This is a genomic window from Bradyrhizobium sp. URHC0002 (assembly GCF_054059515.1).
In genome coordinates this window covers 2,743,417-2,767,753 of the sequence record NZ_JBSSCF010000001.1, presented here as the reverse complement: position 1 = coordinate 2,767,753, position 24,337 = coordinate 2,743,417, and the positions used below count along the sequence as shown (strand labels likewise).

At 57.3% G+C, this 24,337-nt stretch carries 19 protein-coding genes and 4 pseudogenes; 12 read left to right on the top strand and 11 right to left on the bottom strand.

What is annotated here, in order from left to right; genetic code table 11:
- Positions 1-382 precede the first annotated feature (382 nt).
- A complete protein-coding gene (locus ACVWVY_RS13285; RefSeq protein WP_456626781.1) occupies positions 383-679 on the bottom strand; it encodes a hypothetical protein in 297 nt (98 codons plus the stop codon).
- Positions 680-1,515: 836 nt separating this feature from the next.
- On the opposite strand from ACVWVY_RS13285, the gene ACVWVY_RS13280 reads away from it, so the two are divergent.
- The 4 genes and pseudogenes from ACVWVY_RS13280 (at position 1,516) to ACVWVY_RS13265 (ending at position 6,304) form a co-directional block, all read left to right on the top strand.
- Positions 1,516-1,719, top strand: coding sequence for a cold-shock protein (locus ACVWVY_RS13280; RefSeq protein ID WP_456626780.1), 204 nt, complete (start codon positions 1,516-1,518; stop codon positions 1,717-1,719).
- 968 nt (positions 1,720-2,687) lie between these two features.
- Positions 2,688-3,363, top strand: a pseudogene (locus ACVWVY_RS13275) (transposase); the annotation flags it as partial.
- 1,083 nt (positions 3,364-4,446) lie between these two features.
- Positions 4,447-4,581: a hypothetical protein gene (locus ACVWVY_RS13270; RefSeq protein WP_456626779.1), complete on the top strand. Its 135-nt coding sequence runs from the start codon at positions 4,447-4,449 to the stop codon at positions 4,579-4,581.
- A gap of 1,525 nt (positions 4,582-6,106) precedes the next feature.
- Complete coding sequence (locus tag ACVWVY_RS13265) at positions 6,107-6,304, top strand: hypothetical protein (protein WP_456626778.1); 198 nt, start codon at positions 6,107-6,109, stop codon at positions 6,302-6,304.
- Positions 6,305-6,982: 678 nt separating this feature from the next.
- Here the strand turns inward: ACVWVY_RS13265 and ACVWVY_RS13260 are convergent.
- The 3 genes from ACVWVY_RS13260 to ACVWVY_RS13250 form a co-directional block, all read right to left on the bottom strand.
- On the bottom strand, positions 6,983-8,005 hold the full coding sequence (locus ACVWVY_RS13260; protein WP_456626777.1) for an IS110 family RNA-guided transposase: 1,023 nt from the start codon (positions 8,003-8,005) through the stop codon (positions 6,983-6,985).
- A 530-nt stretch (positions 8,006-8,535) separates the two neighbouring features.
- Entirely contained in the window at positions 8,536-9,042 is a 507-nt protein-coding gene (locus ACVWVY_RS13255; RefSeq protein WP_456626776.1) for a hypothetical protein, read from the bottom strand.
- Between the two features lie 169 nt (positions 9,043-9,211).
- Positions 9,212-9,541 carry a hypothetical protein gene (locus ACVWVY_RS13250; protein WP_456626775.1) on the bottom strand — a complete coding sequence of 110 codons (330 nt, stop codon included), beginning with the start codon at positions 9,539-9,541 and terminating at the stop codon, positions 9,212-9,214.
- A 1,633-nt stretch (positions 9,542-11,174) separates the two neighbouring features.
- Between ACVWVY_RS13250 and ACVWVY_RS13245 the strand changes: the two are divergent.
- Positions 11,175-11,751: pseudogene (locus ACVWVY_RS13245) on the top strand (LabA-like NYN domain-containing protein); the annotation flags it as partial.
- A 685-nt stretch (positions 11,752-12,436) separates the two neighbouring features.
- Here ACVWVY_RS13245 and ACVWVY_RS13240 read toward each other — a convergent pair.
- From ACVWVY_RS13240 to ACVWVY_RS13225, 4 genes and pseudogenes are all read right to left on the bottom strand, one after another.
- Positions 12,437-12,562, bottom strand: coding sequence for a hypothetical protein (locus tag ACVWVY_RS13240; protein WP_456626774.1), 126 nt, complete (start codon positions 12,560-12,562; stop codon positions 12,437-12,439).
- A 38-nt stretch (positions 12,563-12,600) separates the two neighbouring features.
- Entirely contained in the window at positions 12,601-13,896 is a 1,296-nt protein-coding gene (locus ACVWVY_RS13235) for a serine hydrolase domain-containing protein (protein WP_456626773.1), read from the bottom strand.
- Between the two features lie 210 nt (positions 13,897-14,106).
- A complete protein-coding gene (locus ACVWVY_RS13230; RefSeq protein WP_456626772.1) occupies positions 14,107-14,478 on the bottom strand; it encodes a hypothetical protein in 372 nt (123 codons plus the stop codon).
- 769 nt (positions 14,479-15,247) lie between these two features.
- Positions 15,248-16,319: pseudogene (locus ACVWVY_RS13225) on the bottom strand (ROK family protein).
- A gap of 97 nt (positions 16,320-16,416) precedes the next feature.
- Between ACVWVY_RS13225 and ACVWVY_RS13220 the strand changes: the two are divergent.
- The 4 genes and pseudogenes from ACVWVY_RS13220 to ACVWVY_RS13205 all read left to right on the top strand — a co-directional run bounded on the left by ACVWVY_RS13220 (position 16,417) and on the right by ACVWVY_RS13205 (position 18,308).
- A complete protein-coding gene (locus ACVWVY_RS13220) occupies positions 16,417-16,554 on the top strand; it encodes a hypothetical protein (RefSeq protein WP_456632489.1) in 138 nt (45 codons plus the stop codon).
- A gap of 170 nt (positions 16,555-16,724) precedes the next feature.
- Positions 16,725-17,516 carry a hypothetical protein gene (locus ACVWVY_RS13215; protein ID WP_456626771.1) on the top strand — a complete coding sequence of 264 codons (792 nt, stop codon included), beginning with the start codon at positions 16,725-16,727 and terminating at the stop codon, positions 17,514-17,516.
- A 269-nt stretch (positions 17,517-17,785) separates the two neighbouring features.
- Positions 17,786-18,136: pseudogene (locus ACVWVY_RS13210) on the top strand (ATP dependent DNA ligase); the annotation flags it as partial.
- A 16-nt stretch (positions 18,137-18,152) separates the two neighbouring features.
- Positions 18,153-18,308, top strand: a complete 156-nt coding sequence (locus tag ACVWVY_RS13205) for a hypothetical protein (protein WP_456626770.1) — start codon at positions 18,153-18,155, stop codon at positions 18,306-18,308.
- A gap of 894 nt (positions 18,309-19,202) precedes the next feature.
- On the opposite strand, the gene ACVWVY_RS13200 is transcribed toward ACVWVY_RS13205, so the two are convergent.
- The gene (locus tag ACVWVY_RS13200) at positions 19,203-19,583 is read right to left on the bottom strand and encodes a hypothetical protein (protein WP_456626769.1); all 381 of its coding nucleotides are present in this window, start codon (positions 19,581-19,583) and stop codon (positions 19,203-19,205) included.
- 422 nt (positions 19,584-20,005) lie between these two features.
- On the opposite strand from ACVWVY_RS13200, the gene ACVWVY_RS13195 reads away from it, so the two are divergent.
- The gene (locus ACVWVY_RS13195; RefSeq protein ID WP_212423825.1) at positions 20,006-20,389 is read left to right on the top strand and encodes a PRC-barrel domain-containing protein; all 384 of its coding nucleotides are present in this window, start codon (positions 20,006-20,008) and stop codon (positions 20,387-20,389) included.
- A gap of 1,029 nt (positions 20,390-21,418) precedes the next feature.
- Here ACVWVY_RS13195 and ACVWVY_RS13190 read toward each other — a convergent pair.
- Both ACVWVY_RS13190 and ACVWVY_RS13185 read right to left on the bottom strand, forming a co-directional pair.
- On the bottom strand, positions 21,419-22,495 hold the full coding sequence (locus tag ACVWVY_RS13190) for a flavodoxin family protein (protein ID WP_456632195.1): 1,077 nt from the start codon (positions 22,493-22,495) through the stop codon (positions 21,419-21,421).
- A gap of 586 nt (positions 22,496-23,081) precedes the next feature.
- On the bottom strand, positions 23,082-23,243 hold the full coding sequence (locus ACVWVY_RS13185; protein ID WP_456632194.1) for a hypothetical protein: 162 nt from the start codon (positions 23,241-23,243) through the stop codon (positions 23,082-23,084).
- A gap of 412 nt (positions 23,244-23,655) precedes the next feature.
- On the opposite strand from ACVWVY_RS13185, the gene ACVWVY_RS13180 reads away from it, so the two are divergent.
- Entirely contained in the window at positions 23,656-23,889 is a 234-nt protein-coding gene (locus ACVWVY_RS13180; RefSeq protein ID WP_456626768.1) for a hypothetical protein, read from the top strand.
- Entirely contained in the window at positions 23,838-24,329 is a 492-nt protein-coding gene (locus ACVWVY_RS13175; protein WP_456632193.1) for a DUF6328 family protein, read from the top strand. Before ACVWVY_RS13180 ends, ACVWVY_RS13175 begins: the two co-directional genes overlap by 52 nt.
- The last annotated feature ends 8 nt before the right edge of the window (positions 24,330-24,337 follow it).

The following is a 24,337-nucleotide window of genomic DNA, read 5'->3' as shown; positions in this document are numbered from 1 at the left end:
TCTAGCCTACCGTTCTTCAGACCTAGGAGGTGATCATGGACGCCCGATGAAGCGGCCTTTGCTTCGAAACCGCCATCGCTCAGAACTTTCTCAACGACGTTCCGAATCAAGATGTCATCATCGACGACCAGAACACTGAGGGATTTATCTGCGCGCAGCCCTCGCTAAGTTTTGCCGGCAAGGTTCGGTTCGTTGACCGCATTGTGCCAGCAGGCTCTCATCCAGGATCGCGAGAGCTTGCTTGCACACACAGCCCGGCGCCTTGTTCTCCAGGCTTCGCCGCAGCGTTGCGATCGGCAGGCCCTCAAACTCCTTCTTCATCTCAGTCGCCTTTGCATCGACGAATGCTTCCGCATCCGCGCATGTTGCCCTGATCCGCTCGTCAAGCGGCGACGCTTTGGTGAATGCCATCTGTTGCCTCTGGTTGCTGGATTGCGGCCTTGCGGGCCTCTTCGAGTTGCTTCTGAGTTTCTGCAAGCGCCTTCCGGGCTTCGGCGGCCTCAGTCTGACATCGCCGCACCTCTCGATCGCGCTCTTTCTCGCGGACCACGTAATACTCCTGAAGTTGCGGAGGCAGGCACAGGAACGCGAGTTTAGCTTCCCTCGACCAGGAACGCGGCGCAGCCGCAAGCTCTTCGGCACGAGCGAACTGCAGGGCCGCAAGGACCGGGCTGCTCATCGTCCGGCCTTCAGTTGCAGCTGGTGGAGGTCGTTCATTCGTTTCGTAAGGTTCTTGACCCGGCCAGCCTTGCGCAGATCGCGGAGGCCAAATCATCCTCGCGGGTCAACTACCCGAGGGGAAGATGACTCGCTGTTCATCCACAGACGGCTACAGGGCTTGTCACGTTGCCGGGGTTTTGGGATGGCGAGCCCGAAAAGAAGCCTGCGACCGTGGTTAGGATCGGGGGCAAAGAATGCGCCTGATCCGGCTTCTTTTGATCCGATACCAGCTCAAGCTTGAACGCTGGCGCATTGCCCGGAAGAAAGCCGACTGTTAGCCTCCCGCCCGATCCTTACGCAGGATCGGTAAACTCCCGACTTCAGCCCTGCCATCCCCGGCGGGGCTTTTTCTTGCCGCAACGCTTGGGAACCTTAGCTAAATTCCCGGTTTGATGTTTTTTAATCAGGGAGTGTTGCGTATGCCCGAGTCAAGACGCGCGTGGAAGGAAGATGACATTGCCAAGCTCAAGGCCATGGCTGGGAAGGTACCGGGGGAGCGGATAGCCGCAGAGCTGGACCGAACGCTCGGAGCGGTAGCAGTAAAAGCCTGTGAGCTGGAGCTTTCATTGCGCACTAAACGTCGCGGCACAAGGGGCACGGCAGGCTTGGAGGGCGCAATGGCGGGAAGCGTTTCTTAATTCGCGGAGGTCATCGCAGCGCGACAGTAATTGCGTAGAGCCGTCGCTGTCTCAACCCAGCGGCGACTTTTTCGTGCCACGTCGGATTAGCCCTTTATTTTGCCCGATTTCCGTCACCAACTTATCGCGTTCTAAAAATCCCAGGGGAGTAAACGAAGTGGCGACAGGTACAGTAAAGTGGTTCAATCCGACGAAGGGCTATGGATTCATTCAGCCCGCGAATGGCGGCAAGGACGTGTTCGTGCACATCTCTGCTGTCGAGAAGGCGGGTCTGAGCAGTTTGAACGAGGGCGCGACGGTAAGCTACGATGTTGTCGCCAACCGTGGGAAAGACTCTGCTGAAAACCTCAGGGTAGGTTGAACTTAGCGGCCTTTCGTCCGAATGAACGCGGCCTGCGTCTGGGAGGAACGGCCTCTGGGCTGAGACGTTAAGTGACCGGTCTGTGGCGCGCAATTTGCGCCATCCACCCGGGGCGGTCCATCGCCAAACGCGCGTTTGACGGTGGGCCGGTTCTCGTTGGTACTGGCCTGATTTAACCCTCAGTGGCCAAATTTCAGGCAGTGGCCTAAGTCACTTTTATGCATTATCCCGGTCGCCATGACCGAGACCGACGCAGAGAGATTCCGCGAAGAAGCGGAGGAGTGCCGCAGGTTCGCTGAGAGATCAGCCAGCTACCTCGACAAGTGAGGCTTGGCTGCGCCTTGCTGCCGACTGTATTAAGCTGGCCGAGAACGCTGAGCAACGGCGGGCCAGATGGCTGCGAGAATGACCACTCTCACCAGGAGCCTCTTCCGGTCGGGAGGGGCAGTTACGAATATGCCGCGATGGTGCCACCGGCTGGCCCGATTGATAAGTGACCACGTGCTCGTCTCGAGGAACACTTAAGGAGACCCGCAATGTCGAAGGGGCTCGGTCGGATACAGCGTGGATGCCTGCGGGCGATCGAGGAGTACGAGGCTGCGGGCAAAAGGCCGACCATGTTAAACATTGCTTCTGAAGTTTATCGGGTCAGCCCGGACCGGCTGAGCGAGGCACAGCAAGTTAACCCGGCGGGCGCTGGCCTTCTGCAGAAGGGCCTTGCTTCCGGACATGGAGATATTCGGTTCGCGTCGGAAGGGCCACGGTGAACACGGGGACAGTGCGCATCATCAAACACGAAGCCGTGCCCCAGTGCGGCAGCTTCGAAGTCAGATTTCCTGACGATCGCCCCAGCCAATACCGGCTCGTCGGATGAGGCCGGAAACGTTGGACCGTGAAGCGGCGAGGCGAAAGCGGTAGCGAGGGCCGCTGGCCCAGGAATAGGAGCGCGTTAAGCGGGTTATCCAGCCGAGGCCGGCATCATCATCGATGCGGTGGGCACTCGGGCAAACCGAACCGTGGAGATTGCCATCACCCAGACCATGGTGGACCGTGTTGAACGCCGCTTCGATCTGCGGCCCCAGCGACTCGCGGGCGACACGGTCTATGGCGCGGTCAGGCTGCTCAAATGGCTGGTGGATCGCAACATCGCACCGCACGTACCGGTGTGGGACAAGTCTGCACGTACAGATGGCACCTTCAGCCGGGCCGACTTCGTCTTCGATCAACAACGTAACATCTATATTTGCCCAGGTGGTGCGGAACTGACCAGCACGGGCAATATCGATCAAGGTCATATCGTTTATTACAGGGCCAGCAAGAGCGACTGCTCGCAGTGTTCACTGAAGCCAAAGTGCACGACCGCGACTGCGCGCAAAATCACCCGCGACCTCAACGAAGATGTGCGAGATCGTGTCCGCGCCTTGGCCGATACGGAAGCCCTTCCAGCAGTCCCGCCGTGAGCGCAAGAAGGTCGAGATGCGATTTGCGCACATGAAGCGCATTTTCCGGCTCGACCGGTTCCGGCTGCGGGGCTTGAGTGGCGTCAGAGACGAAGTGCTACTGACAGCAACTGCGCAAAACCTGAGGCGACTGGCCAAGCTTCTCTGCCATGTCCCGCCTCTGGCACCGGCCTCCCTCGCATAGCCGCCTCGTCAAGAGTCGATAGCGTCAACAGGTCAGACAAAAGGGAGAGCTCCCCCAACGAAACCCGCAAAAATCCAAAATCAGGAACCGAAATAGAACCCAGCCGAGTTTTGCAACGCAATCCGGGGTAGACCGGGAGTCGCCGCGGTCCGTTCGAACCGCCGCGAATCTCGCAAGAGACATTTGGTGCGCGCGAAGTGATCGGAGGAGCGTCAAGTCGAATTGGTTAGAGCGGCGCATTCACCGTTCGACTGCAAAGATGCGCCAATCTCCCGGGACACCCATAAGCGAATGATTGCCGCGATCACCAATACGTAAGCCGGAACCTGCCACCAGGTCCTTGACCGTGCCCGACACCAACGCCTCACTCGCGCCGGCGAGCGCCGCCACAGGCGCTCCCATGTGAACGGTCGCCGACCACTTCGCACCCGCCGGTAACTGTCCGTGAAATCAGGGTTTAGCCTGCGCCCCGGCAGATCGTCCCAATAAAAATACACGCTCGTTCGTCCGTCAGAATACCGGCGGCGCGCGTCAGAAGCTCAGCCAGTAACGATCCATTAACCCCTAGGGCAGGTAGCCGTCACGAAGATCGTCATAGCGGCAGTTTTTTGCCACCGATCCGCCACCAGCTTGGCTCACGAATCGGGCGTGCTTGGAATCCCAACTTTTCATTCGCTGGAGGAGTGAAGTGCCCAGAGAGATGACGAAGGCACACGAAGTCGAATGCGTCGCACTTACGCGAGACATCCGTGCGCTCTTGGCTGAAAGACAGGTTTCGCCGCCGATGGCCCGGGTCGTCTTGATCAACACGCTAGTCGCAATGATTAAGCATCTGGGAAGAAAAGACACGATGGAAGAGGCTGCGGAGGATTTGGTTCGCACGCTGCAACGGGCGATCTCGAAATCTCACTAAGCCTCAACCGGCTCGATGTAATCGCGGTGTGGGTGTTCTTCGTCCTGTTGCCGTCAAAGCGAACCATGACGGTGCGGCTATGGCGCTTAAGACCGACAACGGTACCCACCTTACTGCCGAGCAGTGGGCTACGTTCCCATCAAGGCCTGGCGCCCTAAATGGGAAACCCGATGAGGGTCATTGCCGTGATGATCGACATCGCCGACAGCGCCGCCACAAACCAAAACGTTCTCGCGGCGGTCGGCTTAGCTCGTTCACTATTTCCCCTTCGCCTTCAACCCGATCTCGACTGCCTGTCGCGCTAACCTTTCTGCTCTAAGGCGTTTGTGGTTTGCATGGAATTCTGGCTCGGCTTGGCTGTCCGATATCGTCTGCCTCGACGAAAGCGGGTGGAGAGCCCGTCGCTCGAGCTCGTCCGCAACCTGTTGCTCGGCAGAGCGCTTCGGCTTGATCATTTGCTTTTTCCCTTCAGCCCCAGGTCGACCAGCCGGCGGAAGCTCAGTAATATTGCCTCTGCAAAAACACCCATATCAGGAAAACCAGGGCACCAATAATCCAGAGGAGGGTCTTGGGATCTTGGGTCCACTTCCCGTCCTTCATTTCGCTTTTGCCTTCAGCCCCAGCTGTATAAGCCTACGGTGCGAAACTAGTACCCCGCCGCAACCGGGAGGAAGCTGACGTGGTGCGGACGGAGCGCGGTTTTGGGTGATGGTCAACAGCACGAAGAGGTTTCGGATTCGCGCGTTGCTCAGTATGGACCCCAGACCGCGTGTAGCAGGACAGCAGTCACTGCAAAAAACATGACGGTCTTCCAGACGATAGGCCGAGGAGTGAATGCCATTAGGTTCAAGTGACTGGGCAACGGATCGTTCCTGCCGGCGGCAACGAAGCGGGTCTAGCTCACAGGTTTAAGTTGCTCAAAAAGGCTGAGAGATCCGACCGTAACGGTGGCGAGACCAGCAAGCGTCCAAGCCAAAGGCGAGCCTGCCGCAATCGTTCCGGCAACGACCCAGATCCCGCAAGCAGCTATTCCAACAGAGATTAGATACGCGACAGCGGTTTCCATTTCGGTCCCTCCAAGTATGGGCCGATAACTGCTCATTTAGGTGGTTGAAGATCGAGAGATGCAAGCGGCTCCTGAGCAGGCGAAATGTTTTCGATTTGCTGCACTCTGCGGAGCAATTCGTCACGCCGGACCCCAGGCGGTGTGCCGCGAGCTTCCTTGCGCAGACGTTTTACGCGCGCGGATGGCGTCTGATCAAAGCGATATACTTGATCGAGCGAAACTTGGTTCATAGAGCTGCACCATTGAGTTCGAGATATGGCGAGCGCGGCCACGTTAGGCCGGGCTTGCGTTGTACAACATCGCCGCGACGATGAGCAGCACAAGAAAGATCGGCAGCAACACTGGGGGTACCAGCCACTCGCGAAAATTGAATGAAGACACCTTCGACATTTGACCGCCTTCAGTAGAGGCGGGAGCACAGACGCTCTCAGTCACCGATAACAGCCTAGGGGCGGGCGGCGATCAGTCTCTGTAGGCCATTCCGGCTCAAATAGCGAGAAAACAATCCGGGTCACTTCCGCTTAGCCGTTGACCTGTCCACCCGCACATCGCGAAATTCTTCGGGTCCCTTGAGGAGACGGCGCTTCCGACTTGCCTTTACATCACTTTCAGCTGTGCCGACCGTTAAGCTTTTGATGCGAGATCCGCGAGAGCGGCGCGTTGTCGCTCCGGATTGGCAGACAGCGCTTTCAAGTGCGCAAAACCACGACGTTGCCGACGCCAAATCGTTTCCCCCGTGCGATGACAGCGGAAACAGTAGGACCGTGTTAGTCGACCTATGGCGGGCCGCGCTGGTTGCCCAGATGCTGCCCCCGGCGTTTGACGTCGCGGGCGCAGCTTCAAGCCGGACAGTGAAGCCGGAGCGCCTTCAGCGCGCGATCGAGGCCGATATCGAATGGCTTGAGGCTCATCCAACGCGCAAATCGATCGCCGCGTCACGGCAGGGCAAGAAAAGCGACTGACGCGCGCGACGTCCACTGCCCCAAAGCGACAAGCCGCCCGGCTCAACCCCGGGCGGCTTTTTCATGCCCGCCGGTTCACGCTGGCCGGCCGCTTTCGTTTCTCATTCTTATTTTGTTCGCGTGGCCCGACGAAACCTTGAGCAAGGTCAAGGAAATATTATTCCGCTGCGGAACATAGCAAGAATTTAATTCGACTCCCGGTCCAAAGGGGAATCTAGTTCCCTTACTGGAATTAGCCGGTCTTGCGTCGGTTTGAGGGGCTTTAATCACGCCCTAAACTTGCTGAGCGTGGCTGACCGCAACGACTCCCTTTGCGAGATGGTGGCTCGAACCGTTATCGAAGTCAGCGCGACCGGCAACAGGAAGCCTCGCAAGATCGCGGAAGTCGCCGTAGCGCTGATCGGCCTAAGGTAACGCCGCCTCATGTGTGGATGGCCCCCGATTTGCAAGAGTTTTTTCGCGTGATGAACAGTGGTCGCTTGCAGTCATGTGTCCGGCCTTCAGTGCGGTCTTTACATGACCGCTGGCCTTGATGGATTCCGCGAGTCGAGGCCTTATCAGTTGGTCGGGATCGGAATCCCGCTGAGGCGGTCAGGTTTCTCTCGATCCGTCGGGTGACCGACTTGCCATCACGTGTTTTCACTCTCGCAAGCTTACGGCGCGCCGCGGCTCAGCAGGTCATGCTGTCGCTGCTGCGTGTCGGTAGGTGTCCTGTCTGCTCATGAGGGCCCAAGCCAGGCGCGCCGTCTTATTCGCCAAGGCGACAGCGGCGACAAGCCGTGGCTTTCTGGTGAGCAGGGAGGTTAACCATGGATCGGTCTTGGCTTGCTTCGAGCAAAGCAGCACCGTGTGCGCACTGTTGACGAGCAGGCGACGGAGATAACTGTCCCCTCGCTTGCTAATTCCACCGAGGCGCGCCTTGCCCCCGGTGGAGTTTTGTCTCGGCACTAGCCCAAGCCAGGCGGCAAACTCTCTGCCGCTACGGAATGTGTTGGGATCTGCAACCGTTGCTGCGATCGCCGTGGCGATGATCGGCCCGATACCCGGAATGGTAGCCAGTCGTTGGCTGACTGGGTTGCTCTTGTGCCACGCGAGAAGCTGCTTCTCGAGACCAACGATCCGTACCTGAATATCTTCGATGTGGTTGATCATTACCTGCAACACCTGACGGGCAATATACGGTACACGCCCATCATTCTCGTCGGTGACAATCGCAATCAGTTTCGCCACCTTGTGCAGACCCTGCGCCTCGATAAGACCGAACTCGGCCAGGTGCCCACGCAGAGCATTCACCAGCATGGTGCGCTGGCGGACCAGCAAATCCCGAGCCCGATGCATCATGAGTGCCGATTGTTGCTCCGCCGTCTTTATCGGGACAAAGCGCATCGATGGACGCCTAACCGCCTCGCAGATCGCCTCGGCATCGGCGACGTCATGCTTGTTACGCTTCACATAGGCTTTCACATAGTTGGGCGGCATCAGGCGCGCTTCATGGCCAAGCGCAATCAACTCACGAGCCCAGTAGTGCGCCGTCGCGCAGGCTTCGAGGCCGATGAGGCACGGCGGAATCTCGGCAAAGAACGCGAGGACCTGGCTGCGTCGCAGCCGCTTGCGCATTACTACGCTGCCCATCGCGTCGACCGCATGAACCTGGAAGACACTCTTTGCCAGATCAAGGCCAATTGTTGTAATATCGCCCATGGATGGCTCCCTTTGCTGGTGATCTCTAACGACCACCATCCTGGCACATCGATGCCGTCAGGGGGCCATCCACCCCATCAGTTGGCGGTACCGATCCCCGGCACAAAATGACCGTCCTCTGAGTGCATGTTTTATGTCGAAGGATGGAAAAATCGCATCGCGGGCTGCGGCAGCGCTGCTGCTGTTGAGCCTCTCGCTTGGCGGATGCGCCCAATCGTCCCGCTTGTGATGTATCCATTTCATCAGAATATCATGAAGAGAATATGCGCAGCGCTGGGGTGTGGGGGATACGCTCCACATAACTAGCGCCTCGACTTCTTCTTTACGATTTTCTTTTTCGGCACTGGTTTTCGAAACGTTTTAGCTGTCGACTGTTTTTTCGCTGGTGTGCCCTTTTTGCGCTTTGGTTTCGCGAACACATCAACGTCCTTCATTTTGAAGTCGGCGTAGACGTTAAGTCGAACAGGCTCACCCCTGTTCATCGCCTGGATCATCCTATCGAGGACCGACCTGGCGCGAGCCATTAAGAGCTACCTTTTGGACTTCTTCTTTTTGTTGGCAGCTTTCTTAGCGCTCTTCTTTTTGGCAACTTTACTCGCGCCCGTTTTCTTCGAGGTGCTCTTGGAGGCTTTTTTACTCGCAGCTGTTTTGACGGCCGTTTTGGACGCTGACTTCTTTGCCGCCTTCTTTACCGTTTTGTTTGCAGCGGCTTTCTTTGCAGCGGCGTTCTTAGCTGCGGCTTTCTTAGCGGAAGATTTAGTAGCCTTTGCCTTGGCGGCGGCTGCGACCCGCTTATTGGATCTCCTGGGAGCCGTTCGCTTTTTACTAACCGTTTCTATTGGGGGGATCGGCGCGAATATGGCCTCCGGCGCAATGGCGGCGTCCCCAATCAACATCTGCTCGTTTGTCCCCTCGGCGATCTCTTCTGTGTCCGGCTTCGGGGTCGGCAGAACTGCTTTGACCGCGTCACCGACGGCGCTCGTCACCCCTTCAACCATTTTGCCGACTACCGATTTCTCTTTCTCATCGTCGTCCATAATGCCCTCCAGCTGGTTCCAGGGCAGGCTACCCGATTCGGGGGTGGAGGAATGTGCAAAAGGCCCCAAAACTCGCGTTCAAGGGCCTTTTTGAGCGAATTGGAACGCTATCTCTGGGGAGCGGTCTTGCCGGTCAAGAGGCTGTAAGAGCCATGGGCGGCAACGAAGGTTAGAATTCCCGCCAGAACTTCGAAACCCGAATGATCTGCCGCAGCATCCCCGCTGAAGTGCCACCGTGGCGATGATCCCGCTCCCGGTATCGAATGTAGTCGTCGATGATGGCCGCAAATAATTTGGATTTTGGCGGAAGGCCCTGATCGGCTCTGTGTTCTAATTGGAACAGCAATCGTCGGCCCAGGTCGACAGCGGTCTGCTCGTTCGAGGTCTTCAAGGACCGCCAGATATATTGCCTCGGTGCAATACGGATGCGGGCGTAGTAGATGCCTGCCCGACGAAAAACCGTAAGCTTGCCATCCTCAAGATAGCGAGCGCCTTCCATTCGTGATGCCCCTGAAATTCGGCAAGCACGACCTGGAATGCTTTCAAGTGGCTAGCGGGCGACTATTCCCATAAGCCAATTAAGCGTCTACGCCCAACGACCATGGCAGTGCTTGTATTATCACGGCAGTCCAACGCAATCTGTTACAAACCTCGAGCCAGTCGAGCGGCAACGTTTCGTCAACCTGAGGGGTAACCCTGTAAGACGGACGTCAAAGTATGAGAAGCCGTCAAACATAAACGCTGGATTACCTTTTAAGAGAAACACCCGGGCCGGACTGATGATCTTTGATCTCTTCTATAATCAGTTCAGACAAGCGGCTGCCGGAGCAATCTCGAAGGTGACCGGCCTGGGCTTTCAAGACTGATGATACTTAGCTGATTACGTGCCTAATCCACATCAGTGCCGATGAACGGCATAATAGCGGCGCCTTAATGTGGGCGGAATAATCACGCTCTTTCGACCCGCACGGAGAGCGTGTCGTGATTCGGACATTTGGCTTGGCCTGGTTCTGTTGTTCTGTTTAGTCGGTCTAGCTTCGTTCAAGCTGGCCTTCGGTGCTCCACGACCGATCGCCGTTATCCAAGCCTCGGCGGCTAGTAGGGAAAATGCCCTACGAAATTGGAACGAGTCCGTTTGCGGACACGCTGAACAGAACCGCAAGTGCGAGCCGGGCCTTCATCTATTGCTGCTCCAGAGATCAAAAGCCGGCATTGGCATGACCCGATCAATCGGAGGGCTGCGCAAAGCGCGACCAGAACGCTCAAGTCAAAGGCTTCAAAGAAAAACGTGCGGCGAGTCGAGGACCAGCCGACAGCGCTGGCCTGCAACCCGGATAAGAGTAGCCCACTCAGGCGGCTCCTCGGCGGGACCACGACCTGCAGAAATTAATCGAACAGAGGGCCGTGTGCGGCTTGTTCGGGTTTGCCGGCCAGTGTTTGTTACGGTCTTTTTGGCCGCACTCTGGGCGAATGCTGCCTGCGGAAAAGCAGATAGCGGCGAGAATGCACAATGACCTCACCATCAATTTGAGGTTTGCCTCACGATCTCCGATTTCGGAGGCCTGATCCAGAAAAATAACCCGCAGAGCATTTGCGTTCTGCGGGTTGCGCCGGGCTCCTCAAAATTGATTGCTTACTAAATTAGCCCGTCCCGGTCGTTTTGAAAACTTGCACCCGGGCAGTCGGAGAGCGAGTCCAAAATTGGGTTCCATCGAACGAAACAACGGCAATGTTGCACCGAGAGCACGCTGCATGTTCACAGCGGGCGTCCGCTCTTTTACGTGGCTGTCATTGCTTGTGCGATTGCTAGATCAGTCGAAGAGTATCTGAAAGATTGCGCTAGCCATCAAATGATCCATCGGATCACGGGCCAATCGGCCGCGGCCGACGCGAGCTTTGGCGGCAAGCTGCCTGAGGGGGAACTAAACGGTGCCCAGTTGCTCTCCCTGTTTCGCAACGAGCAAAGCGAATCTCACGGAAAAATAATTTGAACCTTAAAGTAATAGCATATAACTTAGCGATATTCCCTTGCGGAATATCGCCACAATCTAAGTCTCTCCGTTTATGTTCAACCAGAGCTAGAGGCGGCAAACTGGCATTGAGTGTTTGGAAATAACCGCTGGTCAGCATCCATGTCAGTCAGATCCAATCATATCGCGCTTTTCATCGATGGCGCCAACCTGCACGCAACTGCGCGGACGCTCGGCTTCGATATCGACTACAAGCGCCTCCTAAAAGAGTTTGAAGGGCGAGGATCTTTGCTGCGCGCGTTCTACTACACGGCAATCAGCGAAGATCAGGAATATTCCTCGCTGCGCCCATTAACAAATTGGCTCAGCTACAACGGCTACACCGTGGTCACCAAGGCGGTGAAAGAGTTCACCGACGCCAGCGGCCGACGCAAGATCAAGGGAAACATGGACGTCGAGCTTGCCGTCGATGCCATGGAGATGGCTGGTCAAATCGACCAGATGTTTCTGTTCTCGGGCGACGGATCTTTTCGCTCCCTCGTCGAGGCGGTCCAGCGTCGCGGTGTCCGCGTGACTGTGATTTCGACGGTATCGAGCCAGCCGCCGATGATCGCCGATGAATTGCGGCGTCAGGCCGACGTCTTCACTGATCTCGCGGAGCTGCAGTTAGAGCTTTGCCGCGACCCTTCCGAACGTCCAGCGCGAGTCGTGTCATCCAGCGCCGCAATTCCTGCATCGCGACCCTAAGGTCTCCCCGGACCGGCGATAGCGATACTACTGATTGTCCGGCACTCAAGCTTTTACCGGACAGGCCTTTCAAGGTTGATGATACTAAGCCATTTTGTTGCCTAGTCTCATCAGTGCCGATGAATTACAAAAGTGGCCACGCCTTAATGCGGGCGGAATAGTGGCGCTCGTTCGACGCGCACATGGGGCCTGTCGTGATTCGGACCGTTTGGCTTGGCGTGGCGCTGTTGGTCTGTTTAATCGGTCTAGCTTCGTTCAAGCTAGCCTTCGGTGCTCCGCGACCAATGGCCGTAGTCCAAGCATCGGCGGCCGCGGCTGGTAGGGACATGCCCGAGATCGGGACGAGTCCTATTTCGCAAACGCTGACGAAGGGTGATCGCTTGCCGGTGACTTACATCAGGACCGTGGAGCCACTCGCAACAGAGCTGCAAGTGCCACCAGAGCCAACATATTTCTGCTCCCAAGATCATTGGCCGGCATTGGCATGACCCAAGCGATCTAAGGGCTGCGCAAGGCGGAACCAAAAAGCCTAAGTCGAAGGATCTAAAGAAACATGCGCGCCGAGTCGAACGCAAGCCGTCGGCACCGGAGGCTTGCAACCCGGATGGGAGTGGCCCACTCAGGCGGCTCTTCGGTTCGACCACGACCTGCAGTAAAATGCGAATGGTGACGACGCCCTAGGGTTTCAACGCGGCCTGCTGGCGCAGGGTATCCGCAATACGCTCGGGTGTTGTGCCCGGCGGAAAGAAGCCGAGATAATTTCCATCGGTTCCCATCAGGTAGACGAACGCCGTGTGGTCCACGGTATACTCGTCGCGGCGTTCGTCCGCCTTATCGGTCGTCAGTTCTCCAACGCCTGGGCTACCAGTGCCTTGATCATGCGCCGGTAGTAGGGGCGAATAGCACCTGGTGTTTGCGCCATGTAGACGACTGCCAGCTGTTCCTTGGGATCGATCCAAAAGAACGTTCCACCAGCGCCAGCCCACATGTACTCGCCTTCAGAGCCTGGCACCGCTGCAAGGCCCGCCCCTTGTCGAACCATGAAACCGAGTCCGAAGGTATAGCCTTCAACACCCATCAACTGCACGCCGGGTGTTACCGGTGATGAGGGCCGATTACCCAAATGATCGGAAGCCATCAGCTTGACGCTCGTTGGGCTCAGATACCTGCGACCATCGAGCGTACCACCGTTCAACATCATCTGGCAGAAGCGAAGGTAGTCGGCAGCAGTCGATACTGCCCCACCTCCACCAGAGTCGTTCAAGGGATCGATTTTTACGTCGAGCATGACGTCGTTGGGTCCGCCCGTGAGAGGATTCTTAGGCAACGGCTCAGCTATGCGGTTCGATTGCGGCTCAGGGACCTTGAAGCCCGTGTCGACCATGTTGCGAGGCCGGAACAATCGCTCATCGAGAAAGGCCGACAGGCGCTGACCCGAGATCGCCTCCACGACGCGCCCGAGCACATCGACGGCCATACTGTATTCCCATGTCGTGCCCGGCTCATGCACAAGGGGTGCTTTGGCGATGCCGGTTACAAACTGGTCGGGCGTGATCAAGCGGGATTCCGCAGTTATCTTGGGATCGAATAACTTGGCTTCTGCGTAAGCCGCCTTCAGTTCCGGAATATTTGAGAACTCGCCATAAGCGAAGCCAGCGGTATGCCTGAAGAGGTCCTGGATCGTGATCTGACGCTTGGCCGGCTCACGGGTCCCCTTACCGTCCTTGTCGTGCACAAGCACTTCCATCTTGGCAAACTGCGGAAGGAACTTGGAGACCGGATCAGTCAGCTGCATCTTGCCTTCCTCGACAAGCATCATCGCGGCAACCGAGGCCAGGGGTTTTGTCATCGAATAGATGCGGAAGATAGCTTCCTTGGACATTGGCTTGCCGGCCGCTTTGTCCTGAAAGCCAATCGCTTCGGAATAGATCAACTGGCCTCGTCGGGCGATCATAACGACAGCGCCCGGCATGCGATCGGCATCGACCTCGTTTTGCAGTACCGTCCGAATGCGAGAGAGCCGGTCCGGTGAGACGTCGACGGTTTCGGGCTTTGCTATTGACAGAACCTCCGCCAAGGCGGGGCTGGCGAGGACCAAGGATGTTGTGACAAGCAGAAGCTTCAGCGCAATGTGCATGCTTTCCTCCCTTGTTCGTTTTTTGCCCACTGGTGCGGGTACATAGCGATGATGTTCTATAGATTGTTTACTGACAAGGCAGGCGATGGCGGATTTTTATCCGAAGGTCGCTGTGCAGCCTATCACCAACCCAAATCGGCGCATCTGTTTTCATCGGATGGCGATTTACGGAGCGCCGAACACATTTTACTCGGTAAAAGGCTTGTCCGCTTAAGTCGGAGCCAGCCGATCGGCTAGCGGGAAATCAGGTGGCATGTCCTTCGACGTCAACTCATCCCGTGCCCTTGGCAGGATCAGTACACCCTCGTCGTATGAGACGCGGCCCCTTTTTATGGTCTTGAACACGTAATCGACCACGCGCTCATAGCCATCCATCACGGGGCGGACATCGATCTTTGAGATTGTCCCGTCGATCCCGTAGAGATGCGCGCAGGTTTGGAAATGATCTTGGAGTGGTTCGCGCAGTCGGGATCTGTCGGGAATCAAGATCAAAGCGTGAAAGTGTAATCCACCGTTAAATCTGACTAATGGCGATGAAGACCGGTCGGATTTGTACACCGGCAGATCCATCGCACCGATCAAGACCGGGAGGCTCGTCGGGAGAAGCGGTCCGAGGCTTGCGATGTACCCTGGTGATGAGGGTCGAGTACACACGTTGGATTTCTTGTTTCATCCGACTCGTGATCGTCGGTTGTGAGCCTGGAAGTTGTTGGAATAGGATTGTGACCAGGTAGCATGACCAGCCTTGTTTGATCCTGTCCGTTACAAGCTGCGTGTATCCGTTCAGTGTAAATCCGATTTGGTGTTGGTCAGTATTAGACGTGGTTGACCATTTGCCACGGTGATAGCCGCGCAATCTGCCTCCATGAAGTAGCAGACGCGCTCAAGTGGCGATCCATCAAGATACGTAAGCCTGCCGAGTATTTATCATCTCGATGCCCGATTTAGGGACGCGCTCAGAGCTACTTTGGGTAGCCGTCCCATGCTCTTGCGCCTGAGACGCGTCCTTCGGCGGCGTCCAATTCTACCGGCTGCTTTGTCCGACAAGGTTCAGCAAAGGCCGCAGTCAGCCAAAACAATCCAAAATAAAATGTGGGGTATAATGTGGTATGAAAATAGGTAGATCAATGGAATATCAATAAAATCAGCACCTTAAAAATTTCCTTGGCGGAGGGAGAGGAACTGGGATCTAACCTTCTCCAATGCGCGCCCACTTGTAGCTGGATAGCCGGACAATGATCAAAACGCGAGCATTATCGGGGAACCCAATTGTAAGACGTTATCTTTTGGCTCTCTCTGATAGCTCGATCATCCCGGCCGATTGGTGACGCCGCCGGCTTTGGGAGCAGGCTCAGCGCTCGCCCTTGCCGTTGCGATTGCTGAAGCGGGCGTTTCCGAGGCCGGTGCCGATCGTGAGCACGCCCCAACGTTTCACGTCCTGCATGAAGGGAACCTCGGAAAGGCCCTGCACCACGCCGTCACTGTGCATGACGATGGCTGTGTCGTGCTCTCCGATCTGCGGTATCGCTTCGACCAGGCTTCCCGGCAGATTGAACTTGCTGCTCTCCCAGTTGCCAGGCAGGTTCTGCGCGCCCTTCTCGATCGAGCCGTCGCTCTCGATGACGCCGGGGCAGGCGATGCCGATGAACGGGGCGAGCTTAAATCCTTCCTTATCCGCTTTCGCGATTAGTTCCTTGAGCATCTTGACGAGACGCTTCACCGCCTCCTCACGGCTCGGCTCGTCGTCGGCATGGCGCCATAGCTCGGACTTCCACACGCTCGCCTTAGATTGGTCCGGTGACTTCTTGCTACGAGTTTCGATGACGCCACAGCGGATGTTCGTGCCGCCGATGTCGACGGCGAGGATGGAGTCATGACCCTCGAAGATCCAGGAAGGAGCGAGGTGTAGCGCGCCGATAAGGCCTGCGTCGTCCGGGTGGTGGCGGATCGGAAGCATCTCGATCTTAAAGTCCTCCGCCTTGAGGATGATTTCGGTTCGCGCGATGGCGAGCTCGCCGAGCTGGCTGTCCCGAAAACCGCCGCCCACTACAATGCGCTCTGTCTTCTGCCAAGCCTTGGTTTTGAGAAAGCGCCGCGTGACATGGGCAAGTTCCTGCGCGAAATCCTCGATGGTGCTGTGCGCGACAGCCGAGGCCTCGGCGTCGTCGCCGACCAAAATGGTATCCAGCACTTTCTTGCTGATATTTTCGGTCCGCTCCTTCCCGAAAGGGTCCTCGCCGGATTTGCGCAGCGGCTTCCGCCACTTCTCGAGGATGTCCCGAAAGGCACCCTTGCTGGCGCGATCTCCCAGAAATCCTTCGCCGTCCTTCAGCTCGATGTTGAAGGGTATCGATCTCCACCGACGGGAGGCGAGAGGCGCCGTGAGCGGCAATTCCGATCGTCGTGATCTTTTCTTCGGCCATCCAGAACCTTCTAGCCGCGGGACGGCTGCCAACTTGGATAAACTCGCGTGGCGAAATCCGGTTCCTCAGTCCGGCTTCGCCGGATGCAGAGTCCGGGATGACGGTCGTGCAGCAGGCGCGCGAATTCCTCGCGCTCGGCGTCGTGCCCATTCATCGCCGTCTCGAACAGCGTTTCCTGGTTGTCACGCGGCATGTAGCCCCAAACGTCCATAGCAGTCCGGCCCTGGGCGTCTAATAGGGCGCGAAATCCGGGCGCTTTTAGGCAAAGGGGCCCACCAACACCGAAGGTGGCCGTTTGGCTCATAGCCCTGATTCTGGGTCTTTTTATTTGAGCGCAGCGCCTGATTTTCTACCAATCGTCACTTGGCTTTTGGCCGCAGCATTCATCTGCTACGTGCTCCGACGATGATGGCGCGGATCGGCGTCATGCGGGCGTTGAACCGTCAGGGCCAGAATGAATCCACCGCATTGTCGAATTTACGCCGCATTGTGACCCAGGTCACGGCCAAAGTCGTGCTCGGGGGCGTAACACCGGGGTTTTTCATGTCCGGTCATTTACGGTTTTGCCTCGCAGCTTTTGTCCTTCCCGCAAGTCTTTCGACATCGCCTGCATCATCGAATCCTTTTGCAGACTTGTTCAACGTCGCTCCTCAGCCAGCCGCTGCCCTCGCTTCCGCGGAAAGGGAATGCTTGCCGCGGCCCGGCAAGTCGACGGCCGACGGGCAGCACTGGGTCTATCGTTTGGACGGCCACCGCAAATGCTGGTTCCAGGTTGCCGAGGGGATCGCGACGGTGAAGAAGCGGGTTCATCATCAAGCCGCGAAGCATCGTATAGTGGATGCGCGTGCGGAGTCGCTGCGCTCAGCACCGGCGGAAACGTCTCAGCTAACGCCGCCCGCGTCCGAGCTAAAGGTCGTTGATGCCGCTTCCGTCGTCGCCACGGGGGCCGCGGCGCTCGCGCCATCGGCACCCGACGTGGAAACACTACAGGCAGCTGCGCCGGCCGCCAGCGACGCGGTTGCCGCCTCTGTGGCTACAGACCAACCACCGGTCGCCTTTCCTATCGCCGAGGCGGGCGATGACGGGCGGGGCTGGACGGCAAACTGGCTTGGCATGCTGCTGATGGCTCTGGGGCTCGTATCCGTCTTAAGCTCGAGCCGGGTCCTTCGAGGGGCCGTGCTGTTGCAGCTGAAATGACCTTACGCATGGAGCAAATGGGCGCGGGTGATCTTCGCGCGGCGAGCGGCCACCGGAGCTGACCGATCGGATCATCCGGACGACGTACCGGGCCGTCGTGGCACATTACCGAGCATGAAAAATCGTGTGTCGACCCAGCATCGCAACAACGATTCATAAAGCGACGTTACACCTTCAGCACTGCTTCTACCAAGCCGGGATGAAACGCCAAGTCCCCATGGATTGACGTTCCAAGAGTGTTCTGCCCGCCCCGAATGGTTCAGGCGTGAGGCCGCGGCCGGGACTGGGTCAAAAAAACCTGCGCCCAGTTCGAGACGCTGACCATCGCGGGCTTTGCCCTCGACGGCAACGACTGGGACGGCATCTATGTCGGCCGCCGCAAGGGCGATGACCTGATCTACGCTGGCAAGGTCGACCACGGCTTCGACAAGAAATCATCCACCGAGCTGCGCAAACGCCTGACGCCCCTGATCCGTAAAACCCAGCCCTACACCAAGCGCATCGCGCACAAGGGCATCTGGGTGGCGCCAGAGTTGCTCGCGGAAATCGAGTATCGTGCCAAGTCTGCGGAGGGAAAGGTCCGCCATCCTTTTTTCAAAGGTCTGCGGGAGGATCTATGAGCACAACCATGGGCTTATGTCGACCCGGGCAAACAGGTCGGCGATCCCCGATCACCTGAAGCTGTTCGCCGATCGCGAGGCGGCCGATCAATGGTTCGCGCGATACGATCCGGAGGGCGTCGCCTTCGAATATCCGGTCCTTGGTAAACCCGGACCAAAATCCCCCGACTGATTTCGCAACCCTTACTTTGGGGTCGCAGCTCGCCGGAGAGCCAACCTTTAGCCGTCTTCATTGACTCGATTGGAATTGGTCGCTGCTCGGTCAGAACGCGGTCGCACTTAAGGCATTCATAGTGCCAGGTTTCATATTGCGGACCGTCGGGGGAAATTCTGGTTAGCACCATGCGGATACCGCAGCGCTTGCATGCTGGACGTTCCAACGAACTCGAAAACAACATTGCTCCGCCCCAAAGGGACAGGTGATTTTGATACTCCAATGTTGCCTCTGCCGTCCCCTTGCCGCCACAGATATTAATAGCTCGTTGCTTTTTGTCTGTTCGGTTCCCGACTAATATTTTCAAACCGACGCGGATCTCATCCAAACGACCACCACCACATCGCGTCGGCGATCGGCGCGAGCAGCGCGACCAGGCCGATCACCAGGCCGACCGCCACAACGACGCCGAGGATCCGCTTGCCAGGGCGCGGCACGTCGGCCGGCGCCTGAGGGATCTCGGCGACCAGCCCACATGGAGTTGCTCGCGGAAATCGAACACCGCGCAAAATCCCCCGAGGGAAAGGTCCGCCATCCCTTCTTCAAGGGCCTGCGGGAGGATCTCTAATGCAGGGCGATGTCCGCAATCCGGGCATGAACAGACGTAAATCGGCCACGCCCAAAGGTCGCCTTTTGACCGATTTTGTTCTCTAATTCCGGGTCTGGGTGTCAAGCTACATCAAGAGGGAGAAAGACGGCGCGCCGAGCCCCGGTAAAACAGGACGACACGAAAAAGTAAGGCACATCCCCACTTGGTCGCGCTGTCCCGGCGGCGAACTCAACAAGATGTTCTGCTCAGCCACAAAAGCAGCGGGCCGATAGGCCCGCTCCAAGTCGTTTCGGACGATCGACCTATTGTTTGCTGCGATCTACTTCCGTCCCTGTGGGGTTCGGAGACGGCGGCGTCGGACGGTTGGTCGTCGCCGCGCCCGTGGTCGTCCCGGGCTCGGTGTCGGTCTTGCCCGAAGCCCCCGCAGGGTTGGCCGGCTGGGTCTGCCGCGCGGTCTCGCTGGGCGGCGTGGTGCCCGCCTGGTCCACGGTGTTGTTATTCAGGCCGTAGAACACGACACCCAGCACAACTGCGATGGCGATGGCGTACATTGCGATCTTGGTGCCGCTGGCGGGACCTTCGGCGAGCTGGGGATCGGCTTGCAGCTCATTATCGCGACGCCGCATTTCCTCTTCACTCCGGCCCGCACGATGGGGATCGTTCGGATTGGGTTGGTATGCCATGAATTCGTTCCTCCGGTAGCACCTCCAGCTAAGCGAATAGGGCAATGGCCGGCGCTCGCGGATGTTCCGCGCCAATGTTGCGACCACAGGCCACATATCGGTGTCCATCTCGATTGAGCGGCTGCATTTGTATTCGGAACAGTAGACCAAGACGCGACGAACCTGACTTGCGCATCCGCCGAACGTGATTTTTAGCGAACGGTTAGCGGAGAATCGTCGTCCATCTTCGATTCCAAGATGCCGTTCTTAGATTCAATTCGTTTGCCTTGAAAAAGTTGCCCCTTTTGCCCGATGCCATGATGTTGGAGTCGATGTCGGCGACGATAGATTGGTGGGCAGCGGCGCGAAATGTTCTCGGAAATTAGGAACGAGGCCGTAGCGGCCGAGTTAAGGCGACAAACTCATAATTGAGGGAGGAAGCCATGGCCCGTGCGACAGCCCATCCGGATCATCAATGCATCTCGAGCGAAGACATTCAGGGAACCGAGGTTTATGGGGCAGGTGGAAAGAATATCGGTGAGATTGATCACCTCATTATCGACAAGGTGTCAGGTCGCGTGGCCTATGCCGTCATGAGCTTTGGCGGATTTGTTGGGTTAGGCCACAGCCATTATCCCATACCGTGGGGCGCTCTGACATATGATACGTCGCTTGGTGGTTTCCGAACAAATATCACCGAGCAACAGTTGAGGGACGCGCCAGAGTTCAGTGATGACTCGTGGCAGGATCGAGATTGGGAAACGCGCACCCACCAGTACTATGGGACACCCGAGTATTGGGAGTCGCGGGGTGGCCTAATACGCTAGGCAGTGCATCTGAACTGGCGGCTCGAGCCAGCCAGCCATCAAAAGGCCCGCAGTGCTGAAAACGCTGCGGGCCTCTGTTGCTCCACCATTTCGACGCCAGCGAAAAGTGCGACACGTTTCCAGAAGACTGATTGATTTAGTCCGCTCCGGACGTGCTTGAGTGTTTTCATCTGGAAGTGCGCGATGTAGATCTCACGGCCCCGATCACGGTGCTCGCTGACACGCCACCGGCTTTCTGGATTTTCTGGCGGATTGATGGCATGGGCATCGGCATCGCAGCGGGGGTACGGGCCGCCATGATGCGTTTGGCAATCACTTCATAGACGATCTGCGGCTGGCCCGAGTCGTGGACTGTGCAAGCGGCGTCAAATGCGTCGCCGATGGCCTTCGTGGCGTGGTCGTCGAAGACGATCCCGATCTTACGGAAAAAATCCCACCCCAGCTTCCCTGCATGGCCCGGCTGCGGGTCAAACCCGGGACTCCCTCCTTGGGGGTCGCACGCCGCTTCCGCCCATCTTGATTGTCCCGCCGCCACCTACATCCCTAAGTGAACTCGGCATAGCGGTCACCTCAGTGGCCGCACCGACCTCAAGGGTGATGTTCGGTCCATAGCGCAGGATCTCGCAATAAAAATCCGCTGGGACGTTGCGTTCCATCGGTGCCAGGGTTTCTCCCCAAGCCCCCGGAGTATGGGGCCCCACCATGTCCGAAAAGTTAAGGCTCGTTTCTCAGCTGCGCCGCCTTGGCTATCTTCGGCAAAGTTGACAGCGTGTCCAGAAATAGGTCCTTGAGTTCTTAATCTTTGGCCATGACTTCCCTCCATCTTGAAACTGTCCCGGCAGAGGCCGAACGGTTAGCTGTTCGAGAAGTGGTGAAGCGGATCGGCAGCTTAACTAGCCCGGCAAAGGAACGTTCGTGCGCCGATGCGATTTCTATCCGAGCCTAACCGATGGGAGCAGCGAGATGATGGATGCGTCCGAAACGGAAATCAGGCGTTGTTCATATGAACTATAGTCAGCGCTCTAGGCGCTATTTTGGTTTGGGATCGACTAGTCCGCTGCCGGGGTTAGCGAATTTGCCGGCAAGGTCCAACCTGACCGCGTTGCCGAGGGCGCGCGCAACGTTGCGGACCTCTTCCTGGAATGCTGCGTCATCGTCTAACGCCTCGTGCGACGTCGCATACGGTTCCATGTAGCCGATGTAACCGTCGGTTTCGGCAAAATTTCCTGCCGAGATCAAATGCATGTCGGTGAGCCAGTCCGACAGCGAACGCCGCAATGTCTCGGCACCGACGCTGTCGCCTTGAACAACAATTCCAAAATGGCGGCCAGCAAGATGTCGCGGATATGACCATCCATTCAATTCGATTGCCTTGGCCTCTGCTACCTTCTTACCATGGGTAGAAGATGGGTCGGGGTTGCCGCCATCGGCACAGACCAAACGATCGATCATCGCCTTGAGTGGCGTCGGTGCATGATACCAGTTAACCGGCGTCACGATCATGATGCCATGTGCCGCAACCCACATCGGGTAGATTTCGTTCATCCAATCGTCGGTCTGTCCCAAGGCGTAATTCGGGTAGCAACTGCAAGGCCAGTGGCAAAGCGTGACCGATGTGGAGACGCAAGCTTTGCAAGGGTGGATATTTTTGCCGAACTCAGAGATCGTCCGCGATAGGTCCAGAAGATCGACAGCAAATCCCATTTCCGAAAAGACCGGTCCAGCGACCTTGACGAGACGCCATGTCTTCGACATCTCTCCTGGGCACGTGTGCTCGCTGCGCGAAGAGCCATTGATGATCAGGATTCGTGGCGTCTCCGCAGCATCGTCATGACGGCGCTGCGCCTCGAGAACTGCGTCACGCGCTGCGAACCAGTCGATTGCGATTTCGTACTCGGGATCCGAAAAACCTGGACCGGCCTTTCGCGTGTTCGGAGCCTTGCGCGAATGGCTATAGGCATCCCATGCGGCGACGATAATTGCTTCGATTTCCCGATCCAACGCTTTGTAGGCCGGATCGATATATCGCGCACGGCAACGACGGACGAACTCCTCGCGAGTCAACTGGACCGATGGCATCCCTTTGCGGACTTCTGGATTCGGCATGCGGATACAAATTCTCCTTCGCTTGAGTGTTGGATCCTCCGTGATGACGCTTCCAGTCGATCCTGGTTCCATGACGACCGCCGCAATCGATGCGGTTGGTGGACGCAGCCGCGAATTGGAAGAGACCAATAACTGTCTGAGGATCCGAGCGCATTCGCCTGCGTCTTTCCGGAGCTCTTCGACTTGCGCCAGATAGTCCATCATGTTTGGTGGTTGGGGTGGTTATGGAGGCGACGGGGGCGATGGGGCAACCTTGTTCGCCTTTGTTGCGAGCGATGCAATTGATAACTTCAAATCGTTCAAGAGTCCGGCAAAATAACAGTTACTGACTATGCGGGTTTGCTGAACTTGGAAATTAGTGTCGGAGCGCACTGGATGACCTCAGTGTTCGAGCGAGATTGCCCAAAAGTGCGGATACGATCTCGCTGCATCGATCGCCAGAGCGATAGGACCGAAGAGCGCTTTCGGCGTAGACGCCCGTTGCCGGCCGCTCCGGATCCAGCGTGTGGCCCTTGGCGTTCTGCAGTCCTGAGTGCTTGCTAAGCCGTTCTCGCCAGAGGGCTGTTGCTCGTCAGCGCCCAAGCTCCTAAATCTCCTCCACTGCATGAGCGCGTCGGATCAAAGCGGCAATCTCGCGCCGCCGATCAACCGCCTCGGCTGAATAACGGCCATGCCGGAATGCATTCTTGTTGCCCTTCGGGGCGCCGGTGGACGGCCCGCCGTGCATTCTGCAGCGTCCGTTAGCCATCCCGGCCGACTGGCAGGGCCTCCCTGCACGCGTACGTCGCCGCAGCGCGGACTCAGGTACATGGGCAATCGGCTTTGCATGGGGTTGTTCATCCAAATAGCTGCGCTCCCCGCCCCCCGTGGAAGTGACCCGGTACGTCGTCCTCGACGACGAGGACGATTGCCTTGATGAGTTGCCCCTTTTTCAGCCCACTTCGCGGACGGGATTAACATTAGACATTTCAAAGAGCATTGAGGAGTTTTTGGCCGGACGCAGCGATAAGGACATGCGAGCCAACACCCTCACTAGACTAGGTCAAAATATTCATGCGCTCTTTCACCGGGACAAAAGCTGAATGACGCTCTGCATGAAATCTGAATCGCCTTCCAAATCGATCGGCAGAGTTTAATTGGCAAGACGACGGCTAAGTGCAATGTCGAAGGAACTCGATGCCAAACTCAAAACCGCGCTTGATGAATCTCGGCTCACCGCCACTGCCCTTTGCTTGTTTTACGGTCTAGGTTTTGCGCTACGTAAGTCTCCCAAACCTCTGCCGCCTGAGGGCAATACCCCGCTGAAGACTAAAATAGAACAGATGCAACCGAAGCTCGTGTCATCATCCCGGGCGGCCAAGCGCTTCTTGGATTCCAGTTCGTCGCCACGCTAACGAAATCGTTTGATGCTCTGCCTTTAGGGATCAAATGGCTGCATGTATCAAGCCTGGCCGCCGTTTCTTTATCGGTGCTCCTTTTGATGACGCCGGCCGCCTTGCACCGACTTGCCTTCCACGGTGAAGACAACCCCCAATTTTTCATAATTGGCTCACGGCTGGTCATTGCTGCAGCGTTGCCGCTAGCTTTAGGTATTTCCGGCGACATTTCGGTGGTCGTATTTAAGATCACGGAAAGCGGATCGGTTTCTGCTGCCGTCGGCGTGGCTGCGGCAGCGGTGTTCCTGTCAGCTTGGTATCTCTACCCTTCCTTAGCCGTCATAAGAAAACGATGCTTACCCGTGCTGCACGGCGACAGGTTTCCCAGACTGATTTTCAATTTTCAATACGGTCTGCTCGCTCGCTTTCCTCGTGACGCGAACTGCTGCCTCCCTTAGCTCTTCCT

Coding starts and splice junctions, on each gene's coding strand:
- ACVWVY_RS13285 (WP_456626781.1), bottom strand. CDS start 679: ATGAGCAGCCCGGTCCTTGCGGCCCTGCAGTTCGCTCGTGCCGAAGAG.
- ACVWVY_RS13270 (WP_456626779.1), top strand. CDS start 4,447: ATGAGGGTCATTGCCGTGATGATCGACATCGCCGACAGCGCCGCCACA.
- ACVWVY_RS13260 (WP_456626777.1), bottom strand. CDS start 8,005: ATGGGCGATATTACAACAATTGGCCTTGATCTGGCAAAGAGTGTCTTC.
- ACVWVY_RS13255 (WP_456626776.1), bottom strand. CDS start 9,042: ATGGACGACGATGAGAAAGAGAAATCGGTAGTCGGCAAAATGGTTGAA.
- ACVWVY_RS13250 (WP_456626775.1), bottom strand. CDS start 9,541: ATGGAAGGCGCTCGCTATCTTGAGGATGGCAAGCTTACGGTTTTTCGT.
- ACVWVY_RS13235 (WP_456626773.1), bottom strand. CDS start 13,896: ATGCACATTGCGCTGAAGCTTCTGCTTGTCACAACATCCTTGGTCCTC.
- ACVWVY_RS13220 (WP_456632489.1), top strand. CDS start 16,417: ATGACGGTCGTGCAGCAGGCGCGCGAATTCCTCGCGCTCGGCGTCGTG.
- ACVWVY_RS13215 (WP_456626771.1), top strand. CDS start 16,725: ATGATGGCGCGGATCGGCGTCATGCGGGCGTTGAACCGTCAGGGCCAG.
- ACVWVY_RS13205 (WP_456626770.1), top strand. CDS start 18,153: ATGTCGACCCGGGCAAACAGGTCGGCGATCCCCGATCACCTGAAGCTG.
- ACVWVY_RS13200 (WP_456626769.1), bottom strand. CDS start 19,583: ATGGCATACCAACCCAATCCGAACGATCCCCATCGTGCGGGCCGGAGT.
- ACVWVY_RS13195 (WP_212423825.1), top strand. CDS start 20,006: ATGGCCCGTGCGACAGCCCATCCGGATCATCAATGCATCTCGAGCGAA.
- ACVWVY_RS13190 (WP_456632195.1), bottom strand. CDS start 22,495: ATGCCGAATCCAGAAGTCCGCAAAGGGATGCCATCGGTCCAGTTGACT.
- ACVWVY_RS13185 (WP_456632194.1), bottom strand. CDS start 23,243: ATGGCTAACGGACGCTGCAGAATGCACGGCGGGCCGTCCACCGGCGCC.
- ACVWVY_RS13180 (WP_456626768.1), top strand. CDS start 23,656: ATGTCGAAGGAACTCGATGCCAAACTCAAAACCGCGCTTGATGAATCT.